The organism is Amycolatopsis sp. NPDC006125 (assembly GCF_040614195.1).
Classification (GTDB): Bacteria; Actinomycetota; Actinomycetes; order Mycobacteriales; family Pseudonocardiaceae; genus Amycolatopsis_E; species Amycolatopsis_E tucumanensis.
Map to the genome: position 1 here is coordinate 1 of NZ_JBEXTZ010000065.1, position 13,909 is coordinate 13,909.

The following is a 13,909-nucleotide window of genomic DNA, read 5'->3' on the forward strand; positions in this document are numbered from 1 at the left end:
CCGCCGCCGCCAAGCAGGGCTGGCCGGACGTCGAGACCGACTGGGCCACCCTGGTCGCGCGTGACGACGTCGGCATCGTCGACATCTGCACGCCGGGCGACTCGCACGCCGAGATCGCGCTGGCCGCACTCGCCGCGGGCAAGCACGTGCTGTGCGAGAAACCGCTGGCCAACTCGGTCGCCGAGGCCGAGGAGATGGCGGCGGCCGCCGAGCGCGCGGCGGCCAACGGGCAGCGGGCGATGGTCGGGTTCAACTACCGGCGCGTGCCCGCGATCGCGCTGGCCCGCAAGATGGTCGCCGAGGGCAGGCTGGGCACGATCCGCCAGGTGCGGGCGGCCTACCTGCAGGACTGGCTGGCCGACCCGGCCACGCCGATGACCTGGCGGCTGCGGCGGGACAAGGCCGGGTCCGGCGCGCTGGGCGACATCGCCGCGCACGCGGTGGACACCGCCCAGTTCGTCCTCGGCGACCGGATCAGCGGCGTCTCGGCGATGACCGAGACGTTCGTGCGGGAGCGGCCGCTGTCCGGGGAGCCGGGCAGCGCGCTGGGCGAGGTCGACGTGGACGACTGCGCGGTCTTCCTGGCGCGGTTCACCGGCGGCGCGGTCGCCACCTTCGAGGCCACCCGGTTCGCGCTCGGCCGCAAGAACGCGCTGCGGCTGGAGATCAACGGGTCGCGGGGCAGCCTGGCCTTCGACTTCGAGTCGATGAACGAGCTGTCCTTCTACGACGGCGACGACGACCCGGCCGAGGCGGGCTTCCGGCGGATCCTGGTGACCGAGCCGGACCACCCCTACGTCGGGGCGTGGTGGCCGCCGGGGCACCTGCTGGGGTACGAGCACACCTTCACCCACGAGATCGCCGACTTCCTCACCGCCATCGGCGAGCAGCGCGACCCCGAACCGGGGTTCGCCGACGGCCTGCAGGTCCAGCGGGTGCTGCACGCGGTGGAGGAGAGCGCGGGCAACGGAACGTCCTGGGTCGGCGTATCAATGTCGACCGAAAGGGTGATCGATGCCTGAGAGAACTGGATTGTGGCTGGTCGGCGCGCGTGGCTCGGTGGCCACGACGGCGATCAGCGGGCTGCTCGCGATGCGGTCCGGCCTGACCGGGCCGGACGGCTGTGTGACCGAGCGGCTCGACGTGGCGCCCGGCGTGCTGCCGGGCTGGGACGAGCTCGTCGTCGGCGGGCACGACCTGGTGGACACGCCATTGGAGAAGAAGGCGGAGCAGCTCACCGCGGGCGGGCTGCTCCCCGCCGGCCTGCTGCCGGCGATCCGCGACGGCCTGCGCGCCGTCGAGGCCGACCTGCGCCCGGTGCCCGCCGGGCGCACGCAGGCCGAGACCGCCGCGCGGATGGCCGACGACCTGCGCGAGTTCCGCACCCGGCACGGCCTGTCGGCCGTCGTGGTGATCAACGTCTCGTCCACGGAACCCCCAACCGCGGACGCGCCGGAGCACCACGACCTCGACGCGCTCGTGGCGGCGATGGACGAGCCCGGCCGGGAGGTGCTGCCCGGCAGCTCGCTGGCGGCGTTCGCGGCGGTGTCGGCGGGGTGCCCCTTCGTGGACTTCACGCCGTCGACGGGCATCCGGTTGCCCGCGCTCACCGAATTCGCCCGGCGGCAGGGGCTGCCCTACGCGGGTTCGGACGGCAAGACCGGTGAGACGCTGCTCCGGTCGGTGCTGGCGCCGATGTTCGCGGCGCGGGCGTTGAAGGTGCGCTCGTGGTCGGGCACCAACCTGCTCGGCGGCGGCGACGGCGCCACCCTGGCCGACCCGGTGAAGGCGGCGGGCAAGCTGGAGTCCAAGGCCCGCGGGCTGGCGGCCCTGCTCGGCGACGACGTGGTGGCGCCGCTGCACATCGACCACGTGCCGGACCTGGGCGAGCAGAAGACGGCGTGGGACCACGTGTCCTTCGAGGGCTTCCTGGGCGCGCGGATGACCCTGCAGTTCACCTGGACCGGCTACGACTCGGCACTGGCCGCGCCGCTGGTGCTGGACCTGGCGCGGCTGACCGCGGCCGCGTACCGGGCGGGCGAGACCGGGCCGCTGGGGCAGCTGGCGTTCTTCTTCAAGGACCCGGTCGGCACCGGCGAGCACCGCTTCGCCGAGCAGGCGCGGGTCCTGGCCGAGTGGGCGGCGTCGCTGGGACGGCAGAAGTGAACCCGTACGTGCAGCTCGTGCGGGCACCGGCCGCGCTGAGCGTCCTCGGCGACACCGTCGCGGGCGCCGCCGCGGCCGGTCGTCCATTGCGGGGTCGGCGGCTCGCGCTGCCGCTGGCCTCGGTGGCGATCTACTGGTCCGGCATGGCGCTCAACGACTGGGCCGACCGCGAACTGGACGCGGTCGAGCGCCCGGAGCGGCCGATCCCGTCCGGCCGGATCAGCCCGCAGCGCGCGCTCGGCGTGGCGGCCGGGCTGACCGGCGCGGGCCTCGGGCTGGCCGCGGTCGCCGGTGGCCGCGACGCGCTCAAGGTCGCCGCGCCGCTGGCGGCGGCGGTGTGGGCCTACGACACCGTGCTCAAGAAGACCCCGCTCGCGCCGGCCGCGATGGCGCTGTGCCGCTCGCTGGACGTGCTGCTCGGCGCGGGCCGCTCGGGCGCGGCGAAGGCGCTGGTCCCGGCCGCGGTGCTCGGCGGGCACACGCTCGGGGTCACCGCGTTGTCGGCAGGCGAGGTGCACGGCGCGTCGCCCGCACGGGCGGCGGGCGCGCTCGCGCTGACCTCGGCGTCGGCCGCCGCGGCGGTCTCCGGGCGCGGTGGCGCGGCCGGGCACCGGGTGGCGGCGCTGGCCGCGGCCGCCGGGTACGGCGTGAGCGTCGGGTCGAAGCAGTACGCGGCGGTGCGCAAGCCGACCGCGGCCGTGGTCCGCACGGCGACGGCCGCGGGCATCCACGGCATGGTCCCGTTGCAGGCCGCGCTCGCGGCCCGGCGCGGCGGGGTGCTCGGCGCGGGCCTGGTCACGCTGGCGCTGCCGCTGGCCAAGCGGCTCGGCCGGAAGGTGAGCCCGACATGAGCGGTTACCACCTCGGCTACGGCACCAACGGGTTCGCCAACCACCGGCTCGACGACGCGCTGGCGATCATCGCCGACCTGGGCTACACCTCGGTCGCGCTGACGCTGGACCACCAGCACCTCGACCCGTACGCCGACGACCTGTCCGCGCGCGTGGACCGGGTCGCGACCCGGCTGGGCGAGCTGGGCCTGCGCTGCGTCGTGGAGACCGGCGCGCGGTTCCTGCTCGACCCGTGGCACAAGCACGAACCGACCCTGGTCAGCGAGAACGCGGACAAGCGGCTGGACTTCCTGGCGCGGGCGATCCGGGTCGCGGAGGGACTGGGCGCCGACTGCGTGTCGTTCTGGTCCGGGGTGTCCACTGTGGACGACGAGATCGCGTGGGAGCGGCTGCGGTCGCGGATGCCCGCGGTGCTGGCCGAGGCGGACCGGCGCGGTGTCCGCCTCGGCCTCGAACCGGAACCCGGGATGCTCGTGGAAACGCTGTCCGACGCGCTGCGGCTGCGCGGCGAACTGGGTGATCCGGATGGGCTCGGGATCACCCTCGACGTCGGGCACTGCGTCGCCGTGGAGCCGCAGGACGCGGCCGCCTGCATCCGGCAGGCCAAGGGGCTGCTGGTCAACGTGCAGCTGGACGACATGCGGCCGGGGGTGCACGAGCACCTCGAGTTCGGCGACGGGCAGCTGGACCTGCCCGCCACGCTCGCCGCGCTGGACGAGATCGGCTACACCGGGGTGGCCGCGGTCGAGCTGCCCCGGCACAGCCACGCCGCGCCGCAGGTCGCCCGCGCCGCGCTGACCGCGTTGCGGGCCGCGCGGCTCGACCAGTCCTGGCTGGGCGAGGCGCAACGGCGCATCACCGGTGAACCGACGGCCGTGCGGACCCTGTTCCCGGCGGCCGGACGGCACGTCGGCCGGGGGCCGCTGCACCCGGGCTCCGATCCGGACGGCCTGGTCCACGGCACCGCCGACGACCTGGCCCGGACCCGGCTGCTGACCACGCTCGCCGCGGCGCTGCCCGCCGGGGAGTTCGCGACCGAGCTGGCCGACCTCTACCGCTACGGCGACGGCGCCGAGCGGCGGGGCGTGCTGCGGGCGCTGTCCGCGGTCGGCGACAAGGCGGTCGCCACCGGTCTCGAACTGGTCCGCGACGCCCTGCGCAGCAACGACACCGGCCTGATCGCCGCCGCGCTCGGCCCGTTCGCCGCCCGCCACCTCGACCAGCACGGCTGGCGCCACGGCGTGCTGAAGTGCCTGTTCACCGGCATCCCGCTGGCCGCGGTCGCCGAGCTGGACCGGCGGGCCGACGACGAGCTGCGCCGCATGATCACCGACTACGCGGGGGAGCGCAGGGCGGCCGGCCGCGCCGTTCCCGCCGACGCACTCCGCTTCCTGGAAGAGACACCCTGATGCGCCTGTTCGATCCGCACATCCACATGACCTCCCGCACCACCGACGACTACGAGGCCATGTACGCCGCCGGCGTGCGGGCACTGGTCGAGCCCGCGTTCTGGCTCGGCCAGCCGCGCACCGGCGTGTCGTCGTTCACCGACTACTTCGACGGGCTGATCGGCTGGGAACGCTTCCGCGCCGCGCAGTTCGGCATCCGCCACCACTGCACCATCGCGCTCAACCCCAAGGAGGCCAACGACCCGCGCTGCACGCCGGTGCTCGACGTGCTGCCACGCTACCTCGCCAAGGACGGCGTGGTCGCGGTCGGCGAGGTCGGCTACGACTCGATGACCCCGGCCGAGGACGACGCCTTCGCCCGCCAGCTGGAGATGGCGAAGGAGCACGACCTGCCGGTGCTCGTGCACACCCCGCACCGGGACAAGCTGGAAGGCACCAAGCGCACCCTCGCCGTGGTGGCCGAGTCCGGCATCGCGCCGGAGCGGGTCGTCGTCGACCACCTCAACGAGGTCACCGTCGGCCTGGTCAAGGAGTCCGGCGCCTGGATGGGCTTTTCCATCTACCCGGACACCAAGATGGACGAGCAGCGCATGGTCGCGATCCTGCGCGAGCACGGCACGGAGAAGATGCTGGTCAACTCCGCCGCCGACTGGGGCCGGTCGGACCCGCTGAAGGTCCACAAGACCGGCCTGGCGATGCTCGACGGCGGGTTCACCGAGTCCGATGTGGACACCGTGCTGTGGGACAACCCGGTCGCCTTCTACGGCCAGAGCGGGCGGCTGGTCCTCGACGAGCTGCCCGGTTTCAGCGCGGCCAAGGAGACCTTCGAGGGCAACTCCGTGCTGCGCGGCGGGCGGGACGAGGCGGTCGCGTGACGCCCCTGTCCTACTGCACCAACGTCCATCCGGCCGAGGACCTCGCGGGGGTCCTCGGCCAGCTCGACTCCTACGCCCTGCCGGTGCGGGAGCGGCTCGGCGCCGACCGGCTCGGGCTCGGGCTGTGGCTGGCCGCCGACGTGGCGTCGGCGCTGGCCGCCGATCCGGGCGAGCGCAAGCGGTTGCGTGCCGAACTGGACGCCCGCGGGCTGGAAGTGGTGACGCTCAACGCGTTCCCGTACGGCGGGTTCCACGACCCGGTGGTCAAGCAGAAGGTCTACCGTCCACGGTGGACCGACCGGGCACGCGCGGAGTACACGCTGAACTGCGCGACCGTGCTGTCCGGGCTGCTGCCCGACGACGCCGCGTTCGGCAGCATCTCCACGCTGCCGCTGGGCTGGCGCGAGCCGTGGACGCCGGAGGACGACGCGGCGGCCCAGCGGTTGCTCGACGAGGTGACCGCCGGGCTGCGCGCCCAGGACCGCACGATCCGGCTCGCCGTCGAGCCGGAACCCGGCTGCATCCTGGACACCGTGCACGACGCCGTGTCCTGGCTCGCCGGGCGCGTCGACCCCGCGCACGTCGGGCTGTGCCTGGACACCTGCCACCTGGCGGTGTCCTTCGCCGACCCGGCGGGCGCGGTCGCCGAGATCACCGCGGCCGGGCTCGACGTGGTCAAGGTCCAGATGTCGGCGGCCCTGCACGTGCCGGACCCGCGCGACCCGGCGGCCCGGGAGGCGCTGGCCGCGTTCGACGAGCCGCGGTACCTGCACCAGACCCGGGAATCGTCCGGCGGCGACGTCCGCAAGGCCGACGACCTGGGCGAGGCGTTCGCGGACCTGCCGGGGGAGGGGCCGTGGCGCGTGCACTTCCACGTGCCGCTGCACGCGACCCCGGCGGCGCCGCTGTCCTCGACCACCGAGGTGCTGTCGCAGGCCCTCGCCGCGCTGCCGCCGAAGCCGGCGCACCTGGAAGTGGAAACCTACACCTGGACGGTGCTGCCCGAGGCGCACCGCCAGGACCTCATCGGCGGGATCGCGGCGGAACTGTCCTTCGCCGCGGGATTGGTGGCATCGAAGTGAAACCGCTCCTGGTGCTCGACATCGTGGGGATGACCCCGCGGCTGCTCAGGCACATGCCGAACGTGGCGAAGCTGGGGCAGCAGGGCTGGCAGGCGCAGCTGGACACCGTGCTGCCCGCGGTGACCTGCAGCGTCCAGTCCACGTTCCTGACCGGGCGCATGCCCAGCGAGCACGGCATCGTCGGCAACGGCTGGTACTTCCGCGAGCTCGGCGAGGTCTTCCTGTGGCGCCAGCACAACAAGCTGGTCGAGGGCGAGAAGCTGTGGGAGACCGCGCGGGCGGAGCACCCCGGTTACCGCGCGGCCAACGTGTGCTGGTGGTACGCGATGGGCGCGACCACCGACTTCACCGTCACGCCCCGGCCGATCTACTACGCCGACGGCAAGAAGGCCCCGGACTGCTACACCCGCCCGCCGCAGCTGCACGACCGGCTCACCTCGCGGCTGGGCGAGTTCCCGCTGTTCCAGTACTGGGGCCCGACCGCGTCGATCGCCTCCACCGACTGGATCGTCGGGGCCACCTCGGCGATCCTGCGCGAGGACCGGCCCGACCTGACGCTGGCGTACCTGCCGCACCTGGACTACGACCTGCAGCGGTTCGGCCCCGACTCGCCGCAGGCCATCGCGGCCGCCCGCGCGGTGGACGCGTCCGTCGCGCCGCTGCTCGACCAGGCCAGGGCGGACGGCGTGGGGGTCGTGGCGCTGAGCGAGTACGGCATCACCAACGCGCGCCGGCCGGTCGACGTCAACCGGCTGCTGCGCCGCGAGGGCCTGCTGGAGGTCTACACGCAGGACGGCATGGAGTACCTCGACCCGTGGACCTCGCGGGCCTTCGCCGTCGCCGACCACCAGGTCGCGCACGTCTACGTGGCCGACGAGGCGGACCTGCCGCGCGTCCGCGACCTGCTGACCGAACTGTCCGGTGTGGACGAAGTGCTGGACCGGCAGGCCCAGGCGCGCTACGGCATCGACCACCCGCGGGCGGGCGAGTTCGTGGTGACCGCGGAGCCGGACGCGTGGTTCACCTACTACTACTGGCTCGACGACGACCGCGCGCCGGACTTCGCGCGTGGCGTGGAGATCCACCGCAAGCCCGGGTACGACCCGGCCGAGCTGTTCTTCGACCCGGCCGACCCGCTGGCCAAGGCCAAGGCCGGGCTGAACCTGGTGCGCAAGAAGGCCGGCCTGCGGTACGCGATGAAGACCACGCCGCTGGACCCGGCGCCGGTGCGCGGCTCGCACGGGCGGCTGCCGGACTCGCCGGACGACGGGCCGGTGCTGCTGTGCGGGGACGCGGGTGTGCCGGAGCGGGAGCGGCTGGCCGCCACCGACGTCCGGGACCTGCTGCTGAGTGTGCAAGGACTGAAGGCGAGCGAAGGGAGCCGGCGATGAGCCGTCCGGTCACGTTGTTCACCGGCCAGTGGGCCGATCTGCCGTTCGAGGAGGTGTGCCGGCTCGCGTCGCAGTGGGGCTACGACGGGCTGGAGATCGCGTGCAGCGGCGACCACTTCGAGGTCGACCGCGCGCTCGCGGAGGACGACTACGTGGCGGGTCGGCACAAGATCCTGGAGTCCTACGGCCTCAAGGTGTGGGCGATCTCGAACCACCTGGTCGGGCAGGCGGTGTGCGACGACCCGATCGACGAGCGGCACCGCAACATCCTGCCCGCCCGCGTCTGGGGCGACGGCGAGCCCGAAGGCGTGCGGCAGCGGGCCGCCGCGGAGATGGCCGACACCGCCCGCGCCGCGGCGAAGCTCGGCGTGGACACCGTCATCGGCTTCACCGGGTCGAAGATCTGGAAGTACGTGGCGATGTTCCCGCCGGTGTCGCAGGAGGTCATCGACGACGGGTACGCCGACTTCGCCGCCCGCTGGAACCCGATCCTCGACGTGTTCGACGAGGTCGGCGTGCGGTTCGCGCACGAGGTGCACCCGTCGGAGATCGCCTACGACTACTGGACCACTCGCCGCGCCCTGGAGGCCGTGGGCAACCGGGCGGCGTTCGGGCTGAACTGGGACCCGTCGCACTTCGTGTGGCAGGACCTGGACCCGGTCGGGTTCATCCTGGACTTCGCCGACCGGATCTACCACGTCGACTGCAAGGACACGAAGAAGCGGTTCGACGGCCGCAACGGGCGGCTCGGTTCGCACCTGGCGTGGGCCGACGCGCGCCGCGGCTGGGACTTCGTGTCCACCGGCCACGGCGACGTGCCGTGGGAGGAGTGCTTCCGCGCCCTCAACGCGATCGGCTACCGCGGGCCGATCTCGGTGGAGTGGGAGGACGCCGGCATGGACCGCCTGCGCGGGGCGGAGGAAGCGGTCGGCTTCATCCGCAACCTGCTGTGGGACAAGCCGTCGGCGGCCTTCGACGCCGCCTTCAGCAGCGAGAAGTGAGGGGAGGGCGCCCGGCCGCGTGGCCGGGCGCCCTCGCCGTCAGCTGAACAGCGCGCTGTAGCCGTTGAGCGCGGGCTGGCCGCCGAGGTGCGCGTACAGCACGGTCGAACCGGCCGGGATCTCCTTGCGCGACACCAGGTCGATCAGCCCGGCCATCGACTTGCCCTCGTACACCGGGTCGGTGACCATGCCCTCGGTGCGGGCGGCGACCTTCATCGCATCCAGGGTCTGCTCGTCGGGGATGCCGTAGATGCCGGCGTGGTAGCGCTCGTCCAGCTCGACGTCCAGCTCCCGCTCGACGCCGAGCAGCGACGCGGTGTTCCGCGCGATGCGCGCGATCTGGTCGCGGGTCTCCTTCGGCTTGGCGGAGCCGTCGATACCGAGGACGCGGCGCGGCCGGTCCTCGTCCAGCGCGGCGAACCCGGCGATCATCCCGGCCTGCGTGGAGCCGGTGACCGAGCACACGATGATCGTGTCGAAGTGCACGCCCAGCTCGCGCTCCTGCTCGGCGACCTCGGCGGCCCACCGGGCGAAGCCGAGCCCGCCCAGGCGATGGTCGGACGCGCCGGCCGGGATCGCGTACGGCTTGCCGCCGCGCTCACGGATCTCGTCGAGGGCCTGCTCCCAGCTCTCCTTGAACCCGATGCCGAAGCCCGCCTTGACCAGCCGCACCTCGGCGCCGGCCAGGCGGCTGATCAGGATGTTGCCGACCTTGTCGTAGACGGCGTCCGGCCAGTCGACCCAGCTCTCCTGCACCAGGACGCACTTGAGCCCGGCCCGCGCCGCGACGGCCGCGACCTGGCGGGTGTGGTTGGACTGGACGCCGCCGATGGACACCAAGGTGTCGCACCCCTGGGCGATCGCGTCCGCGACGAGGTATTCCAGCTTGCGGGTCTTGTTCCCGCCGAACGCGATGCCGGAGTTGCAGTCCTCGCGCTTGGCCCACACCTCGGCCCCGCCGAGGTGGGCGGTCAGCCGGTCCAGCCGGTGCACCGGCGAGGGGCCGAAGAGCAGCGGATAGCGCTCGAAGTCGTCCAGGGACATGGGGGCTCCAATCAGGGTTGGCCTCGGCGGTGCCGAGCGGGCTCGCGGATGGCTCCGGGCGGCGGGGGAGTGCGGTTCGTGCCGTGTTCGGGGATGTTCGGCGCTCGCGCCGTCGGCCGGGTGGTCAGTCGGCGAGGTCCTCCAGTTCCCGCCAGATCTCGGTGGTCACCGCGGTGGCCGGGGCGGCGTCGCGGGCCCGGCAGGCCTCGATGAGCCGCTCGTGCAGCTCCGCGGACTGGTGCCCGGCGCCCTCGCCGAACCGGATTCGCTCCAGGCGGCGGATCAGCGGCGTGTAGCGGTCGATCGTCGCGGCGACGGCCCGGTTGCCGCAGGCGCGCACCAGCACGTCGTGCAGTTCGTCGTCCGCGCGCAGGGCCCCGTCGACGTCCCCGGCGCGGGCCGCGGCGGCGAAGCGGTCGTTGGCCGCCGCCATCGCGTCGCAGTCCGCGTCGCTCAGCCGCGGGACCGCCGTGCGCGCGGCCAGCTCGTGCATCGCCCGCACCACCGCCGCCGCGTCGCGGACGTCCCGCGACAGCAGGGGCGTGACCCGCGTGTGGCTCTGCGGCTTGGTCTCGATCAGGCCCTCGTCGGCCAGCCGGGCCAGTGCGTCACGCACCGGCGCCCGGGACAGGCCCAGCTCCTCGGCCAGGTCGGCGTCGCGCACCACGCTGCCCGGCGCGAGATCGCCACGCACGATCGCGTCCCGGATGACCTGGTGCGCGGTTTCCCGCAGCAACGTCCGCCGCACTCGTTCCACAACTGACATGTTAGATGTCAATGGCCGTCGAAGCCAGCCCTGTTTCACCACCCCCGTCCCGGGTTACTCGCCCAGCGTGGCGGCGTCACCTGCGGATGCGGAGGGGCCAGACGAACTGGTCGGCCAGCCTCGTGACGCCATCACCGGCCCGGTCGCCGACGCCGAAGCCGTGGCCGAGCGCATCAGCAGCGAGGACCGCCCGCTGGGCCCGCCCGGCAAACCGATGAACAAGCGCTCGCCGTTCTTCATGGGCATGGCCGCGGCCGCCGGAGCGGCCGTCACGGCGGGCGCCGTCTGGTTCCTGTTCATCGCCAGCGGCACGCTCGTGCTCATCGGCGTGGCCCTGTTCGCCGCGATCGGCCTGGAACCGCTCGCGTCCTGGCTCGTCCGGCGCGGCCTGCCGCGGGCGCTCGCGGTCACGGTGATCGTGGTCGGCGGGCTGGGCCTGGCCGCCGGGTTCTTCGCCGCGCTCATCCCGCCGCTGGTCGACCAGGCCGTCCGGTTCATCGACCAGGCGCCGGAGTACCTGGCGCGGCTGGGCGACCGCAGCTCGTGGCTCGGCCAGGTCAGCGCGCGGTTCGACCTGCAGCAACGACTGCAGAGCACGTTCAGCGACCCGAACCCGGCCCTGGTCAACGGGCTGCTCGGCAGCGGCCGCGCGGTGCTGGGCACGCTCACCGACACGCTGATCGTGCTGGTCCTGACGATCTACTTCCTCGCCGACTTCCCGCGGCTGCGCGCCACGATCTACCGCTTCGTCCCGCACACCCGGCGTCCGCGCGCGATCCTCATCGGCGACGAGATCTTCGCCAAGGTCGGCTCCTACGTGCTGGGCAACGTGGTCATCTCGATCATCGCCGGGGTGCTGGGGTTCATCTGGTTCACGATCTTCGGCATCCCGTACCCGGTGCTGCTGGCGCTGCTGCTCGCGGTGCTCGACCTGATCCCGGTGATCGGCGCGATCATCGCCGGGGTCGTGGTGAGCCTGGCCGCGCTGACCGTGTCCTGGCCGGTGTGCCTGGCCACGGTCGGGTTCTTCATCGTCTACCGGTTCGTCGAGGACTACCTGCTGACCCCGAAGATCATCGGCCGGTTCGTCGACGTGCCCGCGCTGGTCACGGTCGTCGCGGTGGTGCTGGGCGGGGTGCTGCTCGGCATCGTCGGCGCGCTGGTCGCCATCCCGGTGGCCGCCGCGGTGCTGTTGTTCGTGCGGGAGATCGTGTTCCACCGCATGGATCACAGCTGAATGTGACCTGCGTCTTTCCCGCCGCGGCGGGGCACGGGTTACCGTTCCCGCGTGTCCCGCCCCGCCCTTCCCGCAGGTGACCTCGCCCGCACCGTCGTCTTCGCCGCGTTCATCGCCGTGCTCGGGCTCTTCCCCGGCCTCTACGTCGGCGGCTCCGGCGTGCCGATCGTGCTGCAGAACGCCGGCCCGCTGCTGGCCGGCTGCGTGCTGGGGGCGCGCCGCGGCACCGCGTCGGTCGTGTTGTTCCTGGCGCTCACCGCGATCGGCCTGCCGCTGCTGTCCGGCGGCCGCGGCGGGATCGCGCCGTTCATCGGGCCCAGCGGCGGGTTCCTGATCGGCTGGATCTTCTCGGCGCTGGTGGTGGGCCTGATCGTGGCGCGGCTGAAGCGCCCCAACGTGCCGGTGCTGCTGCTCGCCGCCGCGGCCGGTGTGGTCATCGACTACGTCTTCGGCATCACCTACCTCGGCATCTACACCGGCGACCTGGGCGCCGCCGCCGTGCAGTCGCTGGTGTTCCTGCCCGGCGACGCGGCCAAGGTCGTCGCGGTCGCCCTGATCGGCGCCGTCGTGCACCGCGCGCTGCCCGGCAAGCTCGTGGGATCGGCGTCGCGGAGCGAGTGATGGACCCGGACGGCCGGGCGTACGGCGCGGCCCGGTGGCTCGCCGGGCGTGGGATGGGCGAAGGCTCGCGGGTCGCCCTCGACGTGCCCGACGTGCTCCCGTGGTTCCTCGGCGCGGACCTGCTGGGTGCCGCGTCCCTGGTGATCGAGCCGGCCTGGACCCCGGACGAGCGGGCCGCCGTGCTCGCCGACGCTCGCCCGGACCTGGTGGTCACCGCACCGGCTCCGCCGCCTGCCGGACCGGTCGAGCAGGCGGGTGATGGGGAGACGTTCTTCTACCTGCCGACGACCTCGGGCAGCAGCGGCAGCCCGAAGGTCCTGGTGCGCAGCCGTGATTCGTGGCTGCGCAGCTTCGCCGCGCTCGGCCCGCTGCCCGGGCCGGTGCTGATCCCGGGGCCGCTGAGCTCGTCGTTGTTCCTGTTCGGCGCGCTGCACGCGCGGTGGTGCGGGCGGCCGGTGGTCACCCTGCCGCGCTGGGACGCCGAGGCCGCGGCCCGGACGGAGGCCGCCACCGTGCACCTGGTGCCGGCGATGCTGTCCGCGCTGCTCGCGGTGCTGGAGCGGCGCGGCGGGCGCTGCGCGTTGCGGACGGTGGTGTGCGGCGGGGCGCACGTCGGCGACGAGCTGCGTGACCGCTTCGCGCGGGTGCTGCCCGAGGCCGAGCTGATCGAGTACTACGGCTCGGCGGAGCACTCGCTGATCGCGATCCGGCGCGGCGCCGGGGGACTGCGGCCGGTGCCCGGGGTGGAGCTGGACGTGCGCGACGGGGTGCTGTGGGTGCGGTCGCGGCTGGCCTGCGCCGGCCAGCTCCGCGACGGCGATCTGCGCGCGGGCGGCGACTGGACGACGGTGGGCGACCTGGTCGAGTTCGACGCGTCCGGCGCGCTGATCGTGCGGGGCCGATCGGGAGCCACGGTGTCCAGCGGCGGACGGCTCGTGCCGGCCGAGGAGGTCGAGGCCGTGCTGCGGACCGCGCCCGGGGTGGTGGACGTGCTGGTCACCGGCACCCCGCACCCTCGCCTGGGCGAACTGGTGACCGCGGTGGTGGAGGGCTCGCCCCGGCTGCGCGAGCTGCGGGCGGTCGCCCGGAACCGGCTGTCACCCGCGAACCGCCCGCGGCGGTGGCTGATGGTCGAATCGCTGCCCCGCACGCCGTCCGGCAAGCCGGCCCGGGCGTCGGTCGCCGCGCGGCTGGCGGATGGGACGCTGCCCGTGGAGCCGTTGAGGTGACTGTTCTGATGGCCGCGTGCCGTGCTGGTGTGCTCGTTGCCGCGCGGGTCGTTGGCGGGGCCGTGCTCACGGTCAGCTGCCGGACCACCCCCGGCCCAATTGCCGCGCGCCACGCCGGCGTGCCCCTCGCCGCGGGTCGCGAGCGGGGCCTTGCCCACGGAGCCACTGGCATGACCCTGTCTGTCGTGATCGCCGCGTGCCGTGCTGGTGCGCTCGCCGCCGCGCGGCTCGGAACTC

Annotated in this window: 14 protein-coding genes; 12 read left to right on the top strand and 2 right to left on the bottom strand. The window is 73.7% G+C overall.

Annotation, left to right across the window (positions count from 1 at the left end; translation table 11 throughout):
* The 8 genes from ABZ193_RS28270 to ABZ193_RS28305 form a co-directional block, all read left to right on the top strand.
* On the top strand, positions 1–1,022 hold a 1,022-nt coding region (locus ABZ193_RS28270; RefSeq protein ID WP_354712132.1), incomplete at its 5' end, for a Gfo/Idh/MocA family oxidoreductase.
* Complete coding sequence (locus ABZ193_RS28275; RefSeq protein ID WP_237337847.1) at positions 1,015–2,166, top strand: inositol-3-phosphate synthase; 1,152 nt, start codon at positions 1,015–1,017, stop codon at positions 2,164–2,166. The genes ABZ193_RS28270 and ABZ193_RS28275, both read left to right, overlap by 8 nt.
* Positions 2,163–3,017: an SCO3242 family prenyltransferase gene (locus ABZ193_RS28280; RefSeq protein ID WP_354712133.1), complete on the top strand. Its 855-nt coding sequence runs from the start codon at positions 2,163–2,165 to the stop codon at positions 3,015–3,017. The genes ABZ193_RS28275 and ABZ193_RS28280 overlap by 4 nt, the downstream gene beginning before the upstream one ends.
* Positions 3,014–4,426 (top strand): EboA domain-containing protein, encoded by a 1,413-nt coding sequence (locus tag ABZ193_RS28285; RefSeq protein ID WP_354712134.1) that lies wholly within the window; start codon positions 3,014–3,016, stop codon positions 4,424–4,426. The genes ABZ193_RS28280 and ABZ193_RS28285 overlap by 4 nt, the downstream gene beginning before the upstream one ends.
* Positions 4,426–5,301 carry a TatD family hydrolase gene (locus tag ABZ193_RS28290; RefSeq protein WP_020420558.1) on the top strand — a complete coding sequence of 292 codons (876 nt, stop codon included), beginning with the start codon at positions 4,426–4,428 and terminating at the stop codon, positions 5,299–5,301. The genes ABZ193_RS28285 and ABZ193_RS28290 overlap by 1 nt, the downstream gene beginning before the upstream one ends.
* The gene (eboE, locus tag ABZ193_RS28295) at positions 5,298–6,383 is read left to right on the top strand and encodes a metabolite traffic protein EboE (RefSeq protein WP_354712135.1); all 1,086 of its coding nucleotides are present in this window, start codon (positions 5,298–5,300) and stop codon (positions 6,381–6,383) included. The genes ABZ193_RS28290 and eboE overlap by 4 nt, the downstream gene beginning before the upstream one ends.
* Positions 6,380–7,774: a nucleotide pyrophosphatase/phosphodiesterase family protein gene (locus tag ABZ193_RS28300; protein ID WP_354712136.1), complete on the top strand. Its 1,395-nt coding sequence runs from the start codon at positions 6,380–6,382 to the stop codon at positions 7,772–7,774. Before eboE ends, ABZ193_RS28300 begins: the two co-directional genes overlap by 4 nt.
* A complete protein-coding gene (locus tag ABZ193_RS28305) occupies positions 7,771–8,775 on the top strand; it encodes a sugar phosphate isomerase/epimerase family protein (RefSeq protein ID WP_020420555.1) in 1,005 nt (334 codons plus the stop codon). The genes ABZ193_RS28300 and ABZ193_RS28305 overlap by 4 nt, the downstream gene beginning before the upstream one ends.
* 39 nt (positions 8,776–8,814) lie before the next feature.
* Here the strand turns inward: ABZ193_RS28305 and ABZ193_RS28310 are convergent, their stop codons facing one another.
* Together ABZ193_RS28310 and ABZ193_RS28315 are read right to left on the bottom strand one after the other, a co-directional pair.
* Positions 8,815–9,819, bottom strand: a complete 1,005-nt coding sequence (locus tag ABZ193_RS28310) for a 1-aminocyclopropane-1-carboxylate deaminase (RefSeq protein ID WP_237337841.1) — start codon at positions 9,817–9,819, stop codon at positions 8,815–8,817.
* A 124-nt stretch (positions 9,820–9,943) separates the two neighbouring features.
* Entirely contained in the window at positions 9,944–10,585 is a 642-nt protein-coding gene (locus ABZ193_RS28315) for a GntR family transcriptional regulator (RefSeq protein ID WP_027936234.1), read from the bottom strand.
* A gap of 67 nt (positions 10,586–10,652) precedes the next feature.
* Between ABZ193_RS28315 and ABZ193_RS28320 the strand changes: the two genes are divergently transcribed.
* From ABZ193_RS28320 to ABZ193_RS28335, 4 genes are all read left to right on the top strand, one after another.
* Positions 10,653–11,822, top strand: a complete 1,170-nt coding sequence (locus tag ABZ193_RS28320) for an AI-2E family transporter (RefSeq protein WP_020420552.1) — start codon at positions 10,653–10,655, stop codon at positions 11,820–11,822.
* 51 nt (positions 11,823–11,873) lie between these two features.
* Positions 11,874–12,443 carry a biotin transporter BioY gene (locus ABZ193_RS28325; RefSeq protein WP_237337839.1) on the top strand — a complete coding sequence of 190 codons (570 nt, stop codon included), beginning with the start codon at positions 11,874–11,876 and terminating at the stop codon, positions 12,441–12,443.
* Positions 12,443–13,672: an AMP-binding protein gene (locus tag ABZ193_RS28330; protein ID WP_354712137.1), complete on the top strand. Its 1,230-nt coding sequence runs from the start codon at positions 12,443–12,445 to the stop codon at positions 13,670–13,672. Before ABZ193_RS28325 ends, ABZ193_RS28330 begins: the two co-directional genes overlap by 1 nt.
* Positions 13,669–13,909 (top strand): hypothetical protein (locus tag ABZ193_RS28335; RefSeq protein WP_354712138.1); only part of this gene is annotated, 241 nt, incomplete at its 3' end. The genes ABZ193_RS28330 and ABZ193_RS28335, both read left to right, overlap by 4 nt.